The sequence below is a fragment of the Amycolatopsis sp. CB00013 genome, assembly GCF_001905755.1.
In the GTDB taxonomy this organism is placed as follows: domain Bacteria; phylum Actinomycetota; class Actinomycetes; order Mycobacteriales; family Pseudonocardiaceae; genus Amycolatopsis; species Amycolatopsis japonica.
The window spans coordinates 294455-309826 of the sequence record NZ_LIWC01000004.1 but is presented as its reverse complement, the minus strand read 5'-3'; the positions used below and the strand labels follow the sequence as shown (position 1 = coordinate 309826).

14 protein-coding genes are annotated in these 15372 nt (G+C 69.9%); 8 read left to right on the top strand and 6 right to left on the bottom strand.

Features of this window, described 5'->3' with window-relative positions; translation table 11 throughout:
* Window positions 1-113: 113 nt before the first annotated feature.
* Window positions 114-473, bottom strand: a complete 360-nt coding sequence (locus tag AMK34_RS28115) for a hypothetical protein (protein WP_073847366.1) — start codon at window positions 471-473, stop codon at window positions 114-116.
* Window positions 470-2296 (bottom strand): hypothetical protein, encoded by a 1827-nt coding sequence (locus AMK34_RS28110; RefSeq protein ID WP_073847365.1) that lies wholly within the window; start codon window positions 2294-2296, stop codon window positions 470-472. The genes AMK34_RS28115 and AMK34_RS28110 overlap by 4 nt, the downstream gene beginning before the upstream one ends.
* A gap of 587 nt (window positions 2297-2883) precedes the next feature.
* On the opposite strand from AMK34_RS28110, the gene AMK34_RS28105 reads away from it, so the two are divergent.
* Window positions 2884-3570, top strand: coding sequence for a M23 family metallopeptidase (locus AMK34_RS28105; RefSeq protein WP_038519612.1), 687 nt, complete (start codon window positions 2884-2886; stop codon window positions 3568-3570).
* 187 nt (window positions 3571-3757) lie between these two features.
* Here the strand turns inward: AMK34_RS28105 and AMK34_RS28100 are convergent, their stop codons facing one another.
* A complete protein-coding gene (locus AMK34_RS28100; RefSeq protein WP_038519615.1) occupies window positions 3758-4006 on the bottom strand; it encodes a hypothetical protein in 249 nt (82 codons plus the stop codon).
* Window positions 4007-4246: 240 nt separating this feature from the next.
* Window positions 4247-6655: a DNA helicase PcrA gene (gene pcrA / locus AMK34_RS28095; RefSeq protein WP_038519618.1), complete on the bottom strand. Its 2409-nt coding sequence runs from the start codon at window positions 6653-6655 to the stop codon at window positions 4247-4249.
* 90 nt (window positions 6656-6745) lie between these two features.
* Here pcrA and AMK34_RS28090 point away from each other — a divergent pair, with 90 nt between their 5' ends.
* The 7 genes from AMK34_RS28090 to AMK34_RS28060 all read left to right on the top strand — a co-directional run bounded on the left by AMK34_RS28090 (window position 6746) and on the right by AMK34_RS28060 (window position 13641).
* Window positions 6746-7165: a DUF1707 SHOCT-like domain-containing protein gene (locus AMK34_RS28090; protein ID WP_073847364.1), complete on the top strand. Its 420-nt coding sequence runs from the start codon at window positions 6746-6748 to the stop codon at window positions 7163-7165.
* 171 nt (window positions 7166-7336) lie between these two features.
* Window positions 7337-7624, top strand: coding sequence for a chorismate mutase (locus AMK34_RS28085; protein WP_038519624.1), 288 nt, complete (start codon window positions 7337-7339; stop codon window positions 7622-7624).
* Window positions 7625-7776: 152 nt separating this feature from the next.
* Window positions 7777-8082 (top strand): hypothetical protein, encoded by a 306-nt coding sequence (locus tag AMK34_RS28080; RefSeq protein WP_038519627.1) that lies wholly within the window; start codon window positions 7777-7779, stop codon window positions 8080-8082.
* Between the two features lie 338 nt (window positions 8083-8420).
* Complete coding sequence (locus tag AMK34_RS28075) at window positions 8421-9650, top strand: hypothetical protein (RefSeq protein WP_241832880.1); 1230 nt, start codon at window positions 8421-8423, stop codon at window positions 9648-9650.
* Between the two features lie 255 nt (window positions 9651-9905).
* Complete coding sequence (locus AMK34_RS28070; RefSeq protein WP_073847362.1) at window positions 9906-10751, top strand: hypothetical protein; 846 nt, start codon at window positions 9906-9908, stop codon at window positions 10749-10751.
* A gap of 219 nt (window positions 10752-10970) precedes the next feature.
* Window positions 10971-12587, top strand: a complete 1617-nt coding sequence (locus AMK34_RS28065) for a serine/threonine-protein kinase (protein ID WP_073847361.1) — start codon at window positions 10971-10973, stop codon at window positions 12585-12587.
* 4 nt (window positions 12588-12591) lie between these two features.
* Window positions 12592-13641: a serine/threonine-protein kinase gene (locus AMK34_RS28060; RefSeq protein WP_073847360.1), complete on the top strand. Its 1050-nt coding sequence runs from the start codon at window positions 12592-12594 to the stop codon at window positions 13639-13641.
* On the opposite strand, the gene AMK34_RS28055 is transcribed toward AMK34_RS28060, so the two are convergent.
* Window positions 13638-14306 carry an alpha/beta hydrolase gene (locus AMK34_RS28055; RefSeq protein ID WP_073847359.1) on the bottom strand — a complete coding sequence of 223 codons (669 nt, stop codon included), beginning with the start codon at window positions 14304-14306 and terminating at the stop codon, window positions 13638-13640. The genes AMK34_RS28060 and AMK34_RS28055 overlap by 4 nt on opposite strands.
* A gap of 70 nt (window positions 14307-14376) precedes the next feature.
* Window positions 14377-15309, bottom strand: a complete 933-nt coding sequence (locus AMK34_RS28050; RefSeq protein ID WP_038519645.1) for a LysR family transcriptional regulator — start codon at window positions 15307-15309, stop codon at window positions 14377-14379.
* Window positions 15310-15372: the final 63 nt, after the last annotated feature.

Sequence of the window (15372 nt, the reverse complement as noted above, 5' to 3'; positions counted from 1 at the left end):
CCAGTCTCCTGACGACACGCCACTGTGGTGGTCCGTTGCCGGACCGCGCTGTCGGACCAGTCGAGGTTAGCGACCTGCGCAGAAGCAGGGGACTCCGCACCTGGTGAAGTCGGTCACCGTACGCGGTCAGACGGTGTTTCCACGGTGTGAGACCGCACACCGGAGACCCAGTTCGCCGCGTCTTCCTGGCTTTCGAAGGCGTTGTCGAACCCGCTCGGCCCGTTACCGACCGCGAAGAGCAGAACGCCCGGGAGTGTTTCAGCGAGCCCTTCCGGTTCGCTCGCGCCACGCAGGATCCCGAGGATGTCCGGATCCTCCTGTTCGACCGTCCTGACGAGTTGTTCGACGGTGTCGAGACGTCCGGCGTAGACGACCTCGACGCCTTCGTCGCGCAGCGACCTGCCGAGCGCGACCGCCGAACCTTCCTCGACACCGAACTCGGCCAGCACGACCCGAAGAAGATGACGGGTCATCCGGCCCGCCGTGAACCCGCGACGGCCATGCCGGCCGCGACGAGGGTGACGACGGCGCCGCCCAGCGCGAGCCAGAACCCCACCCCTGCCGACGAGCCCTCGTACTCCGCGCCGACGAGCGGCAGTTCCGCCGCGCGCAGGCCGAGCACCAGCGCGGCCCCGGCCAGTGCGGACGCCGCGGCGACCGGGCGGGAACGCGGGACGAGCGCGTACAGACCGAGAACGACGGCCAGCGCGCTGAGCAGGCCCCACGACGCCGCGCCGAAGTTCGACCACAGTCCCGGGGCGGTGTAGCCGGGCGCGCCGAACACCGGGGTGCCGAACGCGGCGATCGCCAGCACCGCGGCAGCGACGACCGGGGTGAGCACGGTCCCGCTCACGCGCGTTTCGTCGGTCTCTTCATCGGAGTCGTCGCGTTCCACGACGCCGGTGATCACCGCGGCGAGCGCGGCGAGCGCGGCCAGCACGAGCGCGATGAACGTCCAGGTGACCCCGGCGCCCGCCGAGTAGCCGACCTTGTCCGGCAACGGCACCGGCAGGTCGACCCCGAACAGCGCCGGGTCGACGGCCTTGTCCTCGGTCACGGACAAGGCCGCGCTCAGCACCGCCGCGCCCGCGAGGACGACGCCCGCCCACGTGGCCGCGACGACTCCCCTGGCGAACGCCGAGAGCCGCGGCACGAAGACGAACAGCGCGGGCACGGCGAGCACGACGGCGGCGCCGAGCAGCAGCCAGCGCACGGGGGTCTCGGGGGCCGGCGTCGGACCGTTGGCCTTCAGCACCGGGGCCAGCGCGCCCGCGGCCGCGGCACCGGCGGCCAGCAACGCCAGGCCTCCGGTGGCGAGCCGCCACCAGAACAGCCCGGGCAGCCTGGCTTCGCCGGCCAGGTCACCGGTGACGGTCTCGTCCGCTTCCGCGACGTCGAACCGCGTGAAGGCCAGCCCGACCAGCGCCAGACCGGCGATGGTCACCACCACCGAACCCGGCGCGACCGAAAGCCGGTCCACGACCAGTCCCGCGACCACCGGCGGGACACCGACCGCGAGCGCCGCCAGCCCCGCGCCCGCGAAGCCGCCCTTGCCGACCCCGGCCGAGGGCGAGCTCACGGCCACGAGCACTGTCAGCGGAAGCAAGGCCGCGAGCAGCAGATACCCGGCCATCGCGACCGTCGGGCCCTCGAAGGCGTTCTTGGCCAGGAGGTACGCGTTGCCCGAACCGAACGGCGCGAGCAGCAGACCGACCCCGCCCGCCACACCGAGCACGGGCCCGAGCAACCGCCAGCGGCGCCGTCCGTCGAGTTCACCCGCCAGTTCCGCCTCGTCGCGGGCGGCCCCGGCGGCGAAGGCCCCGGCCGCGAGGGTGAGCAGGTGCCCCGCCACCAGCGGCCACAGTCCCGGCCCGGCCTGCGGCATCGCGAGCAGCCTGTCGGCCAGGAACAGCTCCGGACGCGCGGCCAGGGAGCCGTCCGCGAGCAGCTGCAGATCCAGCAGCAGCCGCCCGGGCGCGAGCGCGGTGAGCCCGAGCACCAGGCCCGCCGTAAGCCCGGAGCGCCCGGAGACCAGTGCGTAGAGCACGGCCGCCGCGGGCGCCAAGGCCAGCACGACCAGCAAGGGAGCGGCGGTGAACCCGGCCGAACCACCCCGGACGACGGGCATCAGCGCGCCGGCGGCCAGCGCGACCGCACCGGCCGCCACCAGCCCCGCCGACAGCACGAGCGCTCGCGGGCGGGCGCCCGGTTCGCTCCGGAGAAGTTCGGCGGAAGCGGTCCCGGGGACGGCTTGCCCGGTGGATTCGTCACCAGGGTGCCGTGAGCGCGAAGTCATCGACGGCGACGCTAGCAAGCCGAGTCCGGCCGGGCCCGGCAGCAGGGGAACCAGCGTGACCGAAGGCCTCCCTCGCCGTGACTGGCTCGGCCTAGTCCGGGTAAGGACCCTTCAACACCGTCGGGCAACCGGTTATTTCCCTCGTTCGCCCCCTTCCCGGCCGCTCGGTACCCCCGAACGGCCCCTCGAACCTGTAACGCAAGTCACACGGTTGTGAGTAAACCTGGTTTAACTTTGGGTAATCCTCACTGGACAACGGCCAGATCTCCGTCGCCCGATCGGCCGAGAGCGCCGTCAGATCTTGCTCACCGGGGTGCCGCTTCGTTACTGTCCCGGGGTCCCCATTACAGTCAGATCACGAATGAGAGCACCGAACGAACCACCCCCGAGGTCGTTCACCGGGATCCCCCGCCCGGGCTCTTGATCCGACTCCCCGAACTATGGAAGGCCCCGTCTTGGCTTCACACCGCTCCCCCGGCGGCCAAGCTCCTTCCCCGGCGCTCGAGAACGCACTCGATGGTGCGGTCGTTCGCGTCCGGGGCTCGCACCGCCTGTCGCCCCCGTCCTCGGCCCTTCGCGGCCGTGTCGTGGTCGCAGCCGTCGCTGCCGGCGCCTTCGCGGCCGCCGCTGCCGGGCAGACCCTGAAGTCCGTTTCGGAATCCTCCGACGCCGCCGTCACCCCGCTGGCCAGCACCCAGGACGCGAGCGCCTCGTTCGCCCTCGGTGGTGGAGCCGGTGGTGGCGCCCCCGAACTGCTGCCGACGAGCCAGTCGACGAACGCCTCCGCCGAGGCCCAGAAGCTCTCGGACAACAACAGCATCACCCAGGCCCGCGTGAAGCGTGAGGCCGAAGCGGCCCGCAAGGCCGAAGAAGAGGCCAAGCGCCCCAAGACCTGCATGCCGACCAAGGGCACCTTCACCTCGGGCTTCGGTGCCCGGTGGGGCACGAGCCACCTCGGCATCGACCTCGCGGCCCCGATCGGCACGCCGATCGTCGCTGCCTCCGACGGCACGGTCATCGAAGCGGGCCCCGCCAGCGGTTTCGGCCTCTGGGTCAAGGTCCAGCTCGCCGACGGCACCGTCCACGTCTACGGCCACATGAACTCGTTCTCCGTCCGCGAAGGCCAGAAGGTCAAGTGCGGCGAGGAGATCGCCGAGGTCGGCAACCGCGGCCAGAGCACCGGCCCGCACCTGCACTTCGAGGTGTGGCAGAACGGCACGAAGAAGATCGACCCGCGCCCGTGGCTCGCCGCCCGTGGCGTGAGCGTCGGCTGATCGAGCCTCGCTCTTCCCCGCATCACCTTTCCTCACCACACCGGTGATCCCGTCTGTGACGAGGGCGCGCCGGGCAATGACGCTCAGGCGCGCCTTCACGACCTCCGCTTCCCCCTTCGAGGGCATCACGAAGCGTCGTAGGTCCTCCGGCTCGAAGCCCAGGTGATTTTCCGGGCTCTCAAAGCCCTCAGGCGACGCCGTCCGGCAGCTTCCGGACGAAGTACCCCACGGCGATCTGCCAGACCGTGCAGAGACCGGCCGGGCGCCGTTCGATCGGCCGCCATCCGGCGAAAAGTCTCCGGGAACGTGTGCGGTACCCGGCTGGCCGCGGCCCGAACAGCCATCGCCGCGCGTGCCCGCATACGACACACCGTCCGGCCCCGTCCGGTTCGTGTGCCCGCAGTAACGCGCGCCAGGCCGCGACCAGCCTGAGCACTTCCGGCGGTTCCGGACCCCGATCCGGTCCCGCCCCTTTTTCAACACCCCGCAAGTACTCGAGTACCCCACTCGAGAGAATCTGAAACAGCACCCCGTCCACACCGTGCGCCCCCTCCTCGGTTCGGGGCGCACCGGCTTGTCCAGCATACCCCAGAGCATCGAACTCGTGTTCGATGACACAGGTATACGGGAAGGGTCCGACAGTTTTCGGTCGCGCGGGGAAAACCGCAGGTCAGGGCTAGAGTTTGACCATCGGGACGCTGCCGATCAGCATCAGGCGGACCTTGCCGGCGGCACCGAAATCGATCGTCGCCGTGGCACGCGGGCCCGCGCCGTCGCAGGCGACGACCGTCCCGAGCCCGTACTTGTCGTGGCTGACCCTGTCGCCGACGTCGAGCTTGAGCGCGACGGTGTCCTTCCAGCCCTTGCCGAACGGACTCGTGCTCGCCGCCCGCGACGACGCGCCGCCGCCACCGCCCCGGCTGCCCCAGGTCGTCGCGGCCCGCGGCGATCCGCCCGACGAACCGAAACCACCGGAGGAAGAGGAAGGCGCGAGCCTGCGCCAATCCACCAGATCGGCGGGAAGCTCGTCGAGGAACCGCGAAGCCGGGTTCATCTGCGGCTGGCCCCAGGCCGAGCGCACCATCGAACGGGAGACGTACAGCCGCTTCCTCGCCCTCGTGATCGCGACATAGGCGAGCCGGCGTTCCTCGGCCAGCTCCGTCGGGTCACCGAGCGCGCGCATATGCGGGAAGATCCCGTCTTCCCAGCCCGTTCCGAAGACGACCGGGTACTCCAGGCCCTTCGCGGTGTGCACGGTCATCAACGTGACCACGCCCGCGTCGTGCCCGTCGCCGTCATCGCCGCCGTCGGGCGACGGGACCGAATCCGCGTCGGCCACCAGCGAAACCCGCTCCAGGAACGCGGGCAGCGAGCCCGGCTCCGGCACACCCGGGTCCGCCTCCGGCAGCTCGCCGTCCGGACCGGCGACCTCGGCGGTGAATTCGGTGAACTCCCGCGCGACGGTGACGAGTTCCGTCAGGTTCTCCACCCGTGACGCGTCCTGCGGGTCGTCGGACTCCTCGAGTTCCGCGCGGTAACCCGTGCGTTCAAGGACGGCTTCGAGGATGTCGGCGACTTCGGCGCCGCTCTCCACGACCTCGCCGAGCTCGTCCATCAACTCGACGAAACCGGTGATCGCCTTGGCGGAACGCGGGTTCAGCAGCGGCACTTCACCGCTGACGGCACCGCGCAGCGCCTGAGCGAAAGAGATGCGCTCACGCTCGGCGTACGTCGCGATGACGGCTTCGGCGCGATCCCCGATGCCGCGTTTGGGGACGTTGAGGATGCGGCGCAGGCTGACCGTGTCCTCCGGGTTCGCCAGCACCCTCAGGTACGCGAGCATGTCGCGGACCTCGCGCCGCTCGTAGAACCGCACCCCGCCGACGACCTTGTACGGCAGGCCGAGGCGGATGAAGATCTCTTCGAAGACACGGGACTGGTTGTTGGTGCGGTAGAAGACGGCGACGTCGGAGTAGTCCGCTTCGCCCTTGTCCGCCAGCGCGTCGATCTCGCCTGCGACGAACGCCGCCTCGTCGTGCTCGTTGTCCGCGACGTAGCCGACGATCTTCTCGCCGTCGCCGGAATCGGTCCACAGCCGCTTCGCGCGCCTGTTCGGGTTTCGCGCGATGACCGCGTTCGCCGCGTTCAGGATCGTCTGGGTCGAGCGGTAGTTCTGCTCCAGCAACACGGTCCGCGCGTTCGGGAAGTCGCGCTCGAATTCCTCGATGTTGCGGATCGTCGCCCCGCGGAAGGCGTAGATCGACTGGTCCGCGTCACCGACGACGCACAGCTCGGCGGGCTCGATCCCCGCCTCGTTCGCCTCGGTGCCGACCAGTTCGCGGACCAGCGTGTACTGCGCGTGGTTCGTGTCCTGGTACTCGTCGACGAGCACGTGCCGGAAGCGCCGCCGGTAGTACTCGGCGACGTCCGGGAAGGTCTGCAGGAGTTCGACCGTCCGCATGATGAGGTCGTCGAAGTCGAACGCGTTGGCCTGGTTCAGCCGCCGTTGGTACTCGACGTACACCTCGGCCACGCGGCGTTCGAGGTCGTTGCCCGCGTCGGCGACCGCCGTCTCCGGATCGATCAGTTCGTTCTTGAGGTTCGAGATGTGCACGGCCAGCGTGCGCGCCGCGTACCGCTTCGGGTCGATGTCGAGATCGCGGGCGACGAGGGTGATGAGCCGCTTCGTGTCGTCCGAGTCGTAGATGGAGAAACTCGACGACATCTCCAGCGTTTTGGCCTCACGGCGCAGGATCCGCACGCACATCGAGTGGAACGTCGACACCCACATGGCGTTCGCGCGGCGGCCGACGAGGTCGCTCACCCGCTCCCGCATCTCCGCGGCCGCCTTGTTGGTGAACGTGATCGCCATGATCTGGCCGGGGTGGACGTCCCGTTCGGCCAGCAGGTACGCGATCCGGCGGGTCAGCACCCGGGTCTTGCCCGAACCCGCGCCCGCGACGACCAGCAGCGGCGAGCCCGCGTGGGTCACGGCTTCGCGCTGTGCCGGGTTCAGGTCGTCGAGCAGATCCGAGTGCCGGGGCTTGGCCGGACCGTCCGCTGGGAGATCGAAGAGGGTGTTCATCGCCGGTCCACGCTACAGCGCCGGGCGTAGGCGGTGTTGCCGCCTGCCGTCCGACGCGCGGACGGTGTTCGCGGCGGAGGATCGGATGCCATGGACACCAACGGAATTCCCTCCAGGCTCAGGGCAGCCGACGCCGACCGCGAGCAGGTCGCCACCCGCATCCAGGCCGCCGGCGGTGAAGGCCGTCTCACTCTCGAAGAGGTGGAAGACCGGCTGAGCGCTGTGTATTCCGCCAAATACACGGACGACCTCGCCGCGCTCACCTCGGATCTGCCGAAACCCGCCTCGAAGCGGCGCCCGGTCGTCTTCGCGCATCCGGCGGTGCGGATCCACCTCGCGATCGCCGTCGTGCTTTCGGTGCTGTCGATCCTCCGTTGGGTTTCTTCCGGAGTGCCGTTCTTCTGGCCGGCGATGCCGATGTTCTGGCTGGCCATGAGCGTCTTCGTGCATGTCCGTGTCCGCGGAGCGCGGCGCCGCTTCAAGCCGGAGGACGGCATCGCTGTGGCATAATGACCGGCATGCGGCACCACGCGACGCGATTTTTTTACGGGACCCGGACTCCGGCTCCCGTGATCGCATAGTGCCGCCAATGCCATCACCCGAAGCCCCGGAGTCCACGGACCCCGGGGCTTTACGCTGTTCCGGGGGCCAGCAGGGAATCCGGACCGAAGAAAGGTCCCGATGAACACCACAGAGAAGCCGGACGCCGAAGAACCCATCGCCACGGCCGAGGAGATCGGCGAGCTCCGCAAGGAGATCGACTTCCTCGACGGCGAGATCCTGCGGCTGGTCAAACGCCGCGTCGAAGTCTCCAAGACGATCGGTGCGGCCAGGATGGCCGCGGGCGGCACGAGGATCGTCTACAACCGCGAGATGGACGTGCTCGCGCGCTACCGCGAACTCGGGCCGGAGGGCCGGCAGCTGGCGATGGCGCTGCTCAACCTGGGGCGGGGCAGGCTGGGGCGGTAGGTGGTAGCAAAGGTCCCTTGCTCCCCCACGACGCACCCGGATCGCGTTTAGCCCGCTAAACGCGGTCCGGCCACGTCACGATCCTGCGGCGTGAGGCGGAACTCAGGGTGTTCCCCGAGCCACGACGGCTCGGGACCAGGCAAACTGGACACATGATTAACCTCATCGCCGTGATCATCGCGATCGCCGGTGTCCTCGCGGCATTGGGCCATGTCGGTTATCTCGCCATGCTGAACAACGCGGCGGGTAAGCGCGCCGGCGGCACTCCCGTCGCCCAGTACGTCAAGACGCGTTGGCCGATCGCAGCGGGTACCACCGCGGCTTCGCTTTTCGCCTGGCTGCTCACGAGTGGGGGAACGACGCTCGACGTCATCGCGATTCTGCTTGCAGCGGGTAGCGGGATCACCGCCACGAAAGCCCTGCAATCAACCCAGCAGAAGTACCGCAGCGGCAACTGAGCGACCCCACCAGCGCCGATAGCACAGCGTTACGTCACCGAGGCCCGTTCGGCCGCGCCCGACCGAGTGAAACATCTGCAACTTGCAGAGTGGGTGAAGACTTGCGGGTGTCGAACTTTTAGTGTGGACCTCGTGAGGACCCTTGCGTCTGGGTCGGGCGATGCCCGTATGGCGCGCGGGGGCGATGGCCCCGCGCGCCCCGAGTCGTATGCGCGTGCATTTGCTCACGAGACTGCCCGGGAGTCTGCAAGCGAGGGATCCCGTGAAACCGCTGCTCCGTTCGGCTTAACCGGTGTCACATCGCCGTCAGGGCGGGCCTGTGAGGGGGTCGCTCGGACATGAACGGCTGGGCGGAACACCAGGGACGCAACGGCACCACACAGACAGGTCGCCACCGGGCGGGCGGCACCGAGAGCTGGACCCCACCCGTGCCGCCGAGGCGGCAGCGCCCGACCGGGCACGGGCATCACGCGCACCGCGAGTTCGCCCCGCCTTCCACCGGCTCCCTTCCCTTGCCGCCACCGCGGAACAGGAGGGCGCCGAGCCCCGGCTACGCCCCATCGAGCGGCCTGCTGCCGCTCCCCCAGCCCGCTCGCGAGGTTCCCGTGGAGCGCCCAGCCCGCGTCGAGGTCTCGTTGACCGAACCAGTCATGACGCCCGTCGAGGAGCGGCGTGCGAAGGCCGCCCAGCGCACGAAGGTGACGCTGACCGCCCCCTCCCCCCGTCGTCCCGAGCCCGCGGAGATCGACGACAGCGACGTCCGTGTCTACGTCGCCCCGCCCGTCGACGGCCTGAGTACCTTCGACCTCGGCTCGGTGCCCGCCTCGGTGACCCCGCCCAAGACCTGGCGCAAGGCCGCCTGGTTCGCGGCGGCGGCGTCCGCGCTGGTCGTGGTCGGCCTGCTCTTCGCCGGTTCGTTCCTGGTCGGCAAACCCCTCCCGGAGCAGCAGAGCCAGGGCGGCTGGCCCGGATACCGCGGCGGAAGCCCGCTGACCCAGGACGGTCTCGCCGGCAATCCGGCCACCCCGCCCCAGGGTGGCGCGGCGGGCAATCCGTCCGAATCCGAGACCGACTCCTCCACAAAAGACGACCGGAGTTCCAGCAACTCCGGCACCTCGTCGGACAGTGCCGACACCGGCACCGGCTCGTCGCGGCCCGACTCGGGCGCACCGGCCACGTCCGGATCCGCGCCGTCGTCGAGCGACCGGCCGCAGAAACCGCCGGTCGTGCCCGCCGACCGCACCACCACGACGGCCGCTTGGTACGCGTCGCAGCCGGACGCGCAGGCGATGGGCGACAACACCGAGATCTTCCTCAACTCCGTCACCACCGACCCCCAAGAGGCGTCCTCGGTGACCTCCGGCAGCCTGGGCGAAGAAGGCGCTCAGGGCCTCCGGGAGCGCTACGCCGACGTCGCCTACTTCGAGGTGAAGAAGGTCAGCATCGACCAGCGCCGCGGCGTCACGGTCAACACCGTCGAAGTCACTCACAAAGACGGCACGAAGACCATGGAGCAGCGCACGTTCACCTTCGGTGACGACGAAAAGATCATCGACGACGGCATGTAGGCGACCGCGCACGTGCAAGTGTCCTGTTCCTCTGCACGTGCGGTGCGTTGAGCGGTCATCCCTGGTCCGGGTGGGTGACCTATGCTGCCGTTCGTCGTATCGCGACGGCATTCCGGCGATAGAGCCTGGCCGTGCACCGTCCGCACAGGGTTACCTGACGACTGCAGGGTCCGCACCGTTCAGAAGACGGCCGCGCGGACCAAAGGCACCGGCCGAACGGCCCAGTGCCTGCCCCGGACCAGAGCGAGGAATTTCGTGCTTGATCGACAGCGCATACGGCGTGAGGACGCCGTACGTGTCGAGGACGTCATCCCGGAAGAGATCCTGAACGACACCCGCGTCGACCGCGAGTATCTCGAGCAGGTCTTCCGCGAGCCGCAGAAGTTCGTACCCGCGCGCACCCGTGAAGAGCCCGCGCCCCGGCCCGAGCCCGAAGAGGACGAGCCGGAGAGCCGCGCCGCCCGGCGGGCCAAACTGGCCGGGCTGGTCGCCGCCGGACTGCTGGTCGCGGGCGCCGTCGTCACCGCGGGCGTGCTCGCGGGCACCCAGCGGGAAGGCACGGTGCCGGGCGCCGCCGCACCCGAGACGATGAGCGGAGCCGCCGCGCTCGGCGGGCTCGCCGTCCCGGACTCCACGGAGCCGCAGCGGAAGCAGGAGACGCCGACGACCTCGGGCACCAGCTCGAAGGCCCAGCCGTCTTCGGGCACCGGTTCGGGCTCGCTCCCCCGGCAGAGTTCCTCGGCCGGCAGCACGAGTTCTCAGCCGGCCACCAAACCGGCCGCGGTCAGCACGGTCGAGGACAAGATCGAGGCGGTCCGGACGTTCTACCGGACCGTCGACGCCGATCCCTACGGCGCGATGTCGCTGATCACGCCGGTGCTGGCCGAGTCCGAAGCCGGCAGGCTGATCGAGGCCTGGAGCTCGATGGACGCCATCCAGATCCAGGACATCCGCGAACAGGCCGACGGCACCATCCTCGCCGTGGTGACCATGCGCAACCCGGACGGCGGCCTGCTCCGGGTCACCCAGGTACTGGAATTCGCCGACGAGACGACCGGCCTGATCACCGACGCGCGGCTGCTGTCCGCGCAGCACATGTGACGGACACCCCGCGTGTAACAGCCCTCCACCCAGGGCGATCAGAGTGTGCCGCGTGTGTGTGCGCAGAGTGAGCGCCTAGCCTTGTCACGAGTCGGTCTCGGAAAAGCCGGCACACAGACCACTACATGTGCATACGCTCCAACGCTGTGGCGTGCTGAAGGCCGCACCGCGTGCGCGGACGACTCCGCGACGTGAAGACGGAGCCCAAAGGGAGGTCGCGTGAGCGACGAGGGTCGCCTGGTCGCCGGTCGATATCGCATCGCCGGGCGGATCGGCACGGGCGCGATGGGGGCCGTGTGGCAAGCGCACGACGAGGTACTCGGCCGCACGGTGGCGATCAAACAGTTGCTGCTGCAACCGGGGCTTGAGGCTCACGACGCCGAAGACGCCCGCCAGCGCACGATGCGTGAAGGACGGATCGCCGCGCGACTGCACCACCCGAACGCCATCTCGGTGTTCGACGTCGTCACCGACGACAACGGCCAGCCCTGCCTGATCATGGAGTACCTGAACTCCACGAGCCTCGCCCAGGTGCTGCAGGAGGAGCGGACGCTGCCGCCGACCGAGGTCGCGCGGATCGGCGCGCAGGTCGCGGCGGCGCTGACCGAGGCGCACGCGGTCGGCATCGTGCACCGCGACATCAAGCCCGGCAACATCCTGCTGGCGCCCAACGGCACCGTGAAGATCACCGACTTCGGCATCTCGCGGGCCAAGGACGACGTCACGGTCACGAAGACCGGGATGATCGCCGGAACCCCCGCCTACCTGGCGCCCGAGGTGGCCATCGGCGGCGACCCCGGCCCGGAGTCGGACGTCTTCTCGCTCGGCTCGACGCTCTACGCGGCTTGCGAAGGCCAGCCGCCGTTCGGCCTCAGCGAGAACACGCTGAGCCTCCTGCACGCCGTCGCGGCCGGGCAGATCATCCCGCCGCGTCAGTCCGGCCCGCTCGCCAGCGTGCTGGCCGTGCTGCTGCACCCGGAGGTGCGGCACCGGCCCACCGCCGAAGAGTGCGAAGAGCTTCTCGCCGCCGTCGCGCGGGGTGAAACGCCGCTGGGCGGTCCCGCCGACGAGACCGTGCTCGCCGCGCCGATCGCGGGCGCGCTCGCCGGTGGCGGCGTGACCCAGGCGCTCGACAGCGAGGCCGCAGGCCATTCGGGTTCGCTCCTCGACGATCAGGCCGCGGCCGGTTCGTACTACGACGACGAGGACGACTACCACCAGCCGCCCGCGTCGGGATACCCGGAAGACGACTACGACGGGTACGACAACTACGACGAGACGGCGTTGCTGTCCGAACGCGGCCACCCCGGCGGCGGCCCCGCGCCCACGCGCGCCGTCCCGATCCCCGCGGGCGGCTACGACGACGATCCCTACGACGACGATTACGACGACCCGCCCCCGCCGCCGCCCACCCGCGCGCAGACCAGCCCGGTGGACGAGGACGACGAGAAGCCGGGTGCGTGGAAGAAGCCCGCGATCATCGGCGGTGTCGTGGTCGTGGCGCTGGCCGCGCTGGGCTTCTGGCTGCTGAGCCCGAACAACCCGGAGACGCCCGCTCAGGTGGGGAACTCGTCGACGAAGCCGACTCCTTCGGCGACGTCTTCCGCTCCGGAGACGACGGAAACGCCGACGGAGACGGAGTCGGCCGAGCCGCCCAAGGAGACGACTTCGTCGAAGAAGACGTCGAGCAAGGCGAGCCAGACGGACGAGCCGGATCGGCCGACCAGTTCGAAGAGTTCCGCCAAGCCACCGTCGAAGACGACGAGCTCCTCCGAAGAACCTCCTCCGAGCTCGTCAGCGAACCCGACAACGACCCCCACCCCAGCCGGAACGTGATCCATTGAGTTCTGAAGGTTCCATCGTCGGCGGCCGATACCGCCTCGACCAGCCCATCGGGCGTGGCCGGGCGGGCATCGTGTGGCTGGCTTTCGACACCCGTCTGCTGCGCACGGTCGCGATGAAGCGCATGTATCTGCCCGTCGGCCTGCCGCCGGACCGGGCGGAGCAGGCCAAGGCCGTCGTCGTCCAAGAGGGCAAGGACGCGGCCAAGTTCGAGCACGCCACCGCCATCAAGGTGTACGACGTGCTGCCCGACGGGCCGGACGTGTGGCTGGTGATGGAGTACATCCCGTCCCGCGGGATGGCGGCCTTCCTCGCCGAACACGGCAGGCTGACCGCGGAACAGGCGGCCGGGCTGGGCATCGTGCTCGGCCGCGCGCTGGCCGCGATGCACGAGGCCGGGGTGGTGCACCGGACGGTCGAGCCGGGCACGGTCCTGCTGGCCGACGACGGCGGCGTGAAGCTCACCGACATCGGCATCACCGGTGGCGGCCCGAGTCCGGCGTACCGCGCGCCCGAGGTGGCCCGCGGCGAACCGGCGACTTCGGCGTCCGACGTGTTCTCGCTGGGCGCGACCCTGTACACGGCCGTCGAGGGGGTGCCGCCGTTCGGTGAGGACGGCGAGTCCTCGGAACGGCCGCCGCAGACCGCCGGGCCGCTGGCCGGCGCGTTGCGCAAGATGCTGCGGGCGGAGCCGGACGCGCGGCCGACGATGGCCGACACCGTCCGCTCGCTGAACGCGATCACGGAAGGGCGGCAGACGGCGTTCATCCCGCCGACCGCCCCCGCGATGCCGACGGTCCCGGCTTCGATGCCGATCCCGACGCATCAGCCGTCACAGCAGCCGGTTCCGCAGTTCCCCCAGCACCAGCCGCAGCAGTATCAGCCGCCGCAACCGCAGTACGCGCCGCCGACGCAGCAGTACGCTCCCGCTCCCGCCGCGCCGGCGGCCGCGAAGTCGCCGGACACTCGGAAGCTGCTGATCACGGTCGGCGCCGTCGTGGCGGCGATCCTGATCGGCGTGCTGTTCGCGGAGCTGTTCCTGATTTAGAGCCGCTCGCGGACCAGCGTCGCCAGTTCGACGGGGCGGCTGAGGTACGGGCTGTGGCTCGCGCGCCAGGTCACCGTCGTGTCGCACCGGGCCGCGAAGTGGACGACCATTTCCGGGACGAGCGCCCGGTCTTCGGTGCAGGTGACGTACGTGGTCGGGGTGTCCTTCCACGCCGAGCCTTCCGGCGACTCGTCGAAGATCGTGACGGGTTCCGGGCGCAGCAACTCCGTGGCGCGCTCGGCGACGGCGTCCGTGCAGTCGGCGTACATGGCCTCGCGGACGGCGGCGAGGTCGAGATGGGTCCAGCCTTCCTCGTCGAAGATCAAGGGCAGCTGCTGGGGTTCGCGGCCGGTTTCCTCTCTGGTCCGCTCGATCCAGTACTGCGCGGTTTCACCCGGCTCGCTGACGATCGCGGCCAGGTAGATCAGGTGTGCGGTCCCCTGGAGCCCGCTGGCGGTCAGGCCGCCGAAGGAATGCGCGAGCACCACCGGCGGCTCGGCCGCCTTGTCGACGATTTCCTGGACGGTCCGGGTGGTTTCGGCGATCGGGCGGCCGCCGAGGTCGGGGACGGTGACCTCGATGCCGTCCCGGCGAAGGCGTTCGACGAGGTCGTCGAAATGGGCGGGCTGGTGCCATGAGCCGTGCAGGACGATCAGGGGACGCACGGAAGTCCTTTCGCTGGCGGGAATATGGCTTCCCTGCCAGGTTGTCGACCGCTCGCGCGGCTGTTCAAGCTCAGCCGGTTTTCGTGCCCACTCGGCCATTCCCGCTTGCCTGTCCGGCCCCTTCGCGGATCGCGCCGAGGAATCGCCGCACCGCGGGATGTTCCCTGGCGTGCGCGGCGACGGCCGCGTGGATGGACCGCACCGGATCCGGACGGCGGACCTTGCGGATGGCGACGCCGGGGTGCGGGGCGCCGAGGCCGAGCTCCGGGATCAGCGCGACACCGAGCCCGGCGGCCACGAACCCTTGTGCCGTCTGGTAATCCTCGGATTCGACGACGTGGTTCGGGGCGAAACCGGCCGCGCCGCAGGCGTCGAGCAGGATGTCGCGGCAGGCGCCGGGGAGACCGTCGACGCCGACCCAAGGATCCTCCGCGAGCTCGGCGAGATCGAGCACGCGTTTGCGGGCGAGCCGGTGGTTCTTCGGCAGGATCGCGCGGTACGGGTCGTCGAGGAGGTGGATGTACTCGACGCCCTTGATCCGGGGAGAGCTGCTGGGGAGCACGATCATCGCGACGTCGGCCTCGCCCGACTCGATCTCGGGCATCGAATCGTCGGGCTCGACCAGTTTCAGGTCGAGGCGGACACCAGGGAAGTCCCGGCGCAGCGCTGCGACGGCCAAGGGCACCAGCGACGCGCCCGCGGTGGCGAAATAGCGGATCGCGAGCCTGCCCGTGCGGCCTTCCTTGAGTTCGGTGAGCGCGGCTTCGGCCTTGGCGAGCTGCGTGCTCAGCGTTTCCGCGTGTTCGGACAGCAGCGAACCGGCGGGCGTCGGGCGCACGCCGCGGCCGACGCGTTCGAGCAGTTCGACGCCGGCTTCCCTTTCCAGGGTGGACAATTGCTGGCTGATCGCGGAGGGTGTGTAGCCGAGGTTCCTGGCGGCGGCGGTGATCGAACCGCTGCTGATCACGGCTCGGAGGACCTGCATGCGGCGGACGTCCAGCATGCTCCGATCGTACAGTTCTTCTTAAGGCTCCCTGCAGTTATTTTCGCTTGTCCTTACGCGTCG

Bases quoted from the DNA above. Each gene is read 5' to 3' on its own strand.
- AMK34_RS28110 (WP_073847365.1), bottom strand. From the start codon at position 2,296: ATGACTTCGCGCTCACGGCACCCTGGTGACGAATCCACCGGGCAAGCC.
- AMK34_RS28115 (WP_073847366.1), bottom strand. From the start codon at position 473: ATGACCCGTCATCTTCTTCGGGTCGTGCTGGCCGAGTTCGGTGTCGAG.
- AMK34_RS28085 (WP_038519624.1), top strand. From the start codon at position 7,337: ATGAACACCACAGAGAAGCCGGACGCCGAAGAACCCATCGCCACGGCC.
- AMK34_RS28075 (WP_241832880.1), top strand. From the start codon at position 8,421: ATGAACGGCTGGGCGGAACACCAGGGACGCAACGGCACCACACAGACA.
- AMK34_RS28090 (WP_073847364.1), top strand. From the start codon at position 6,746: ATGGACACCAACGGAATTCCCTCCAGGCTCAGGGCAGCCGACGCCGAC.
- pcrA (WP_038519618.1), bottom strand. From the start codon at position 6,655: ATGAACACCCTCTTCGATCTCCCAGCGGACGGTCCGGCCAAGCCCCGG.
- AMK34_RS28080 (WP_038519627.1), top strand. From the start codon at position 7,777: ATGATTAACCTCATCGCCGTGATCATCGCGATCGCCGGTGTCCTCGCG.
- AMK34_RS28050 (WP_038519645.1), bottom strand. From the start codon at position 15,309: ATGCTGGACGTCCGCCGCATGCAGGTCCTCCGAGCCGTGATCAGCAGC.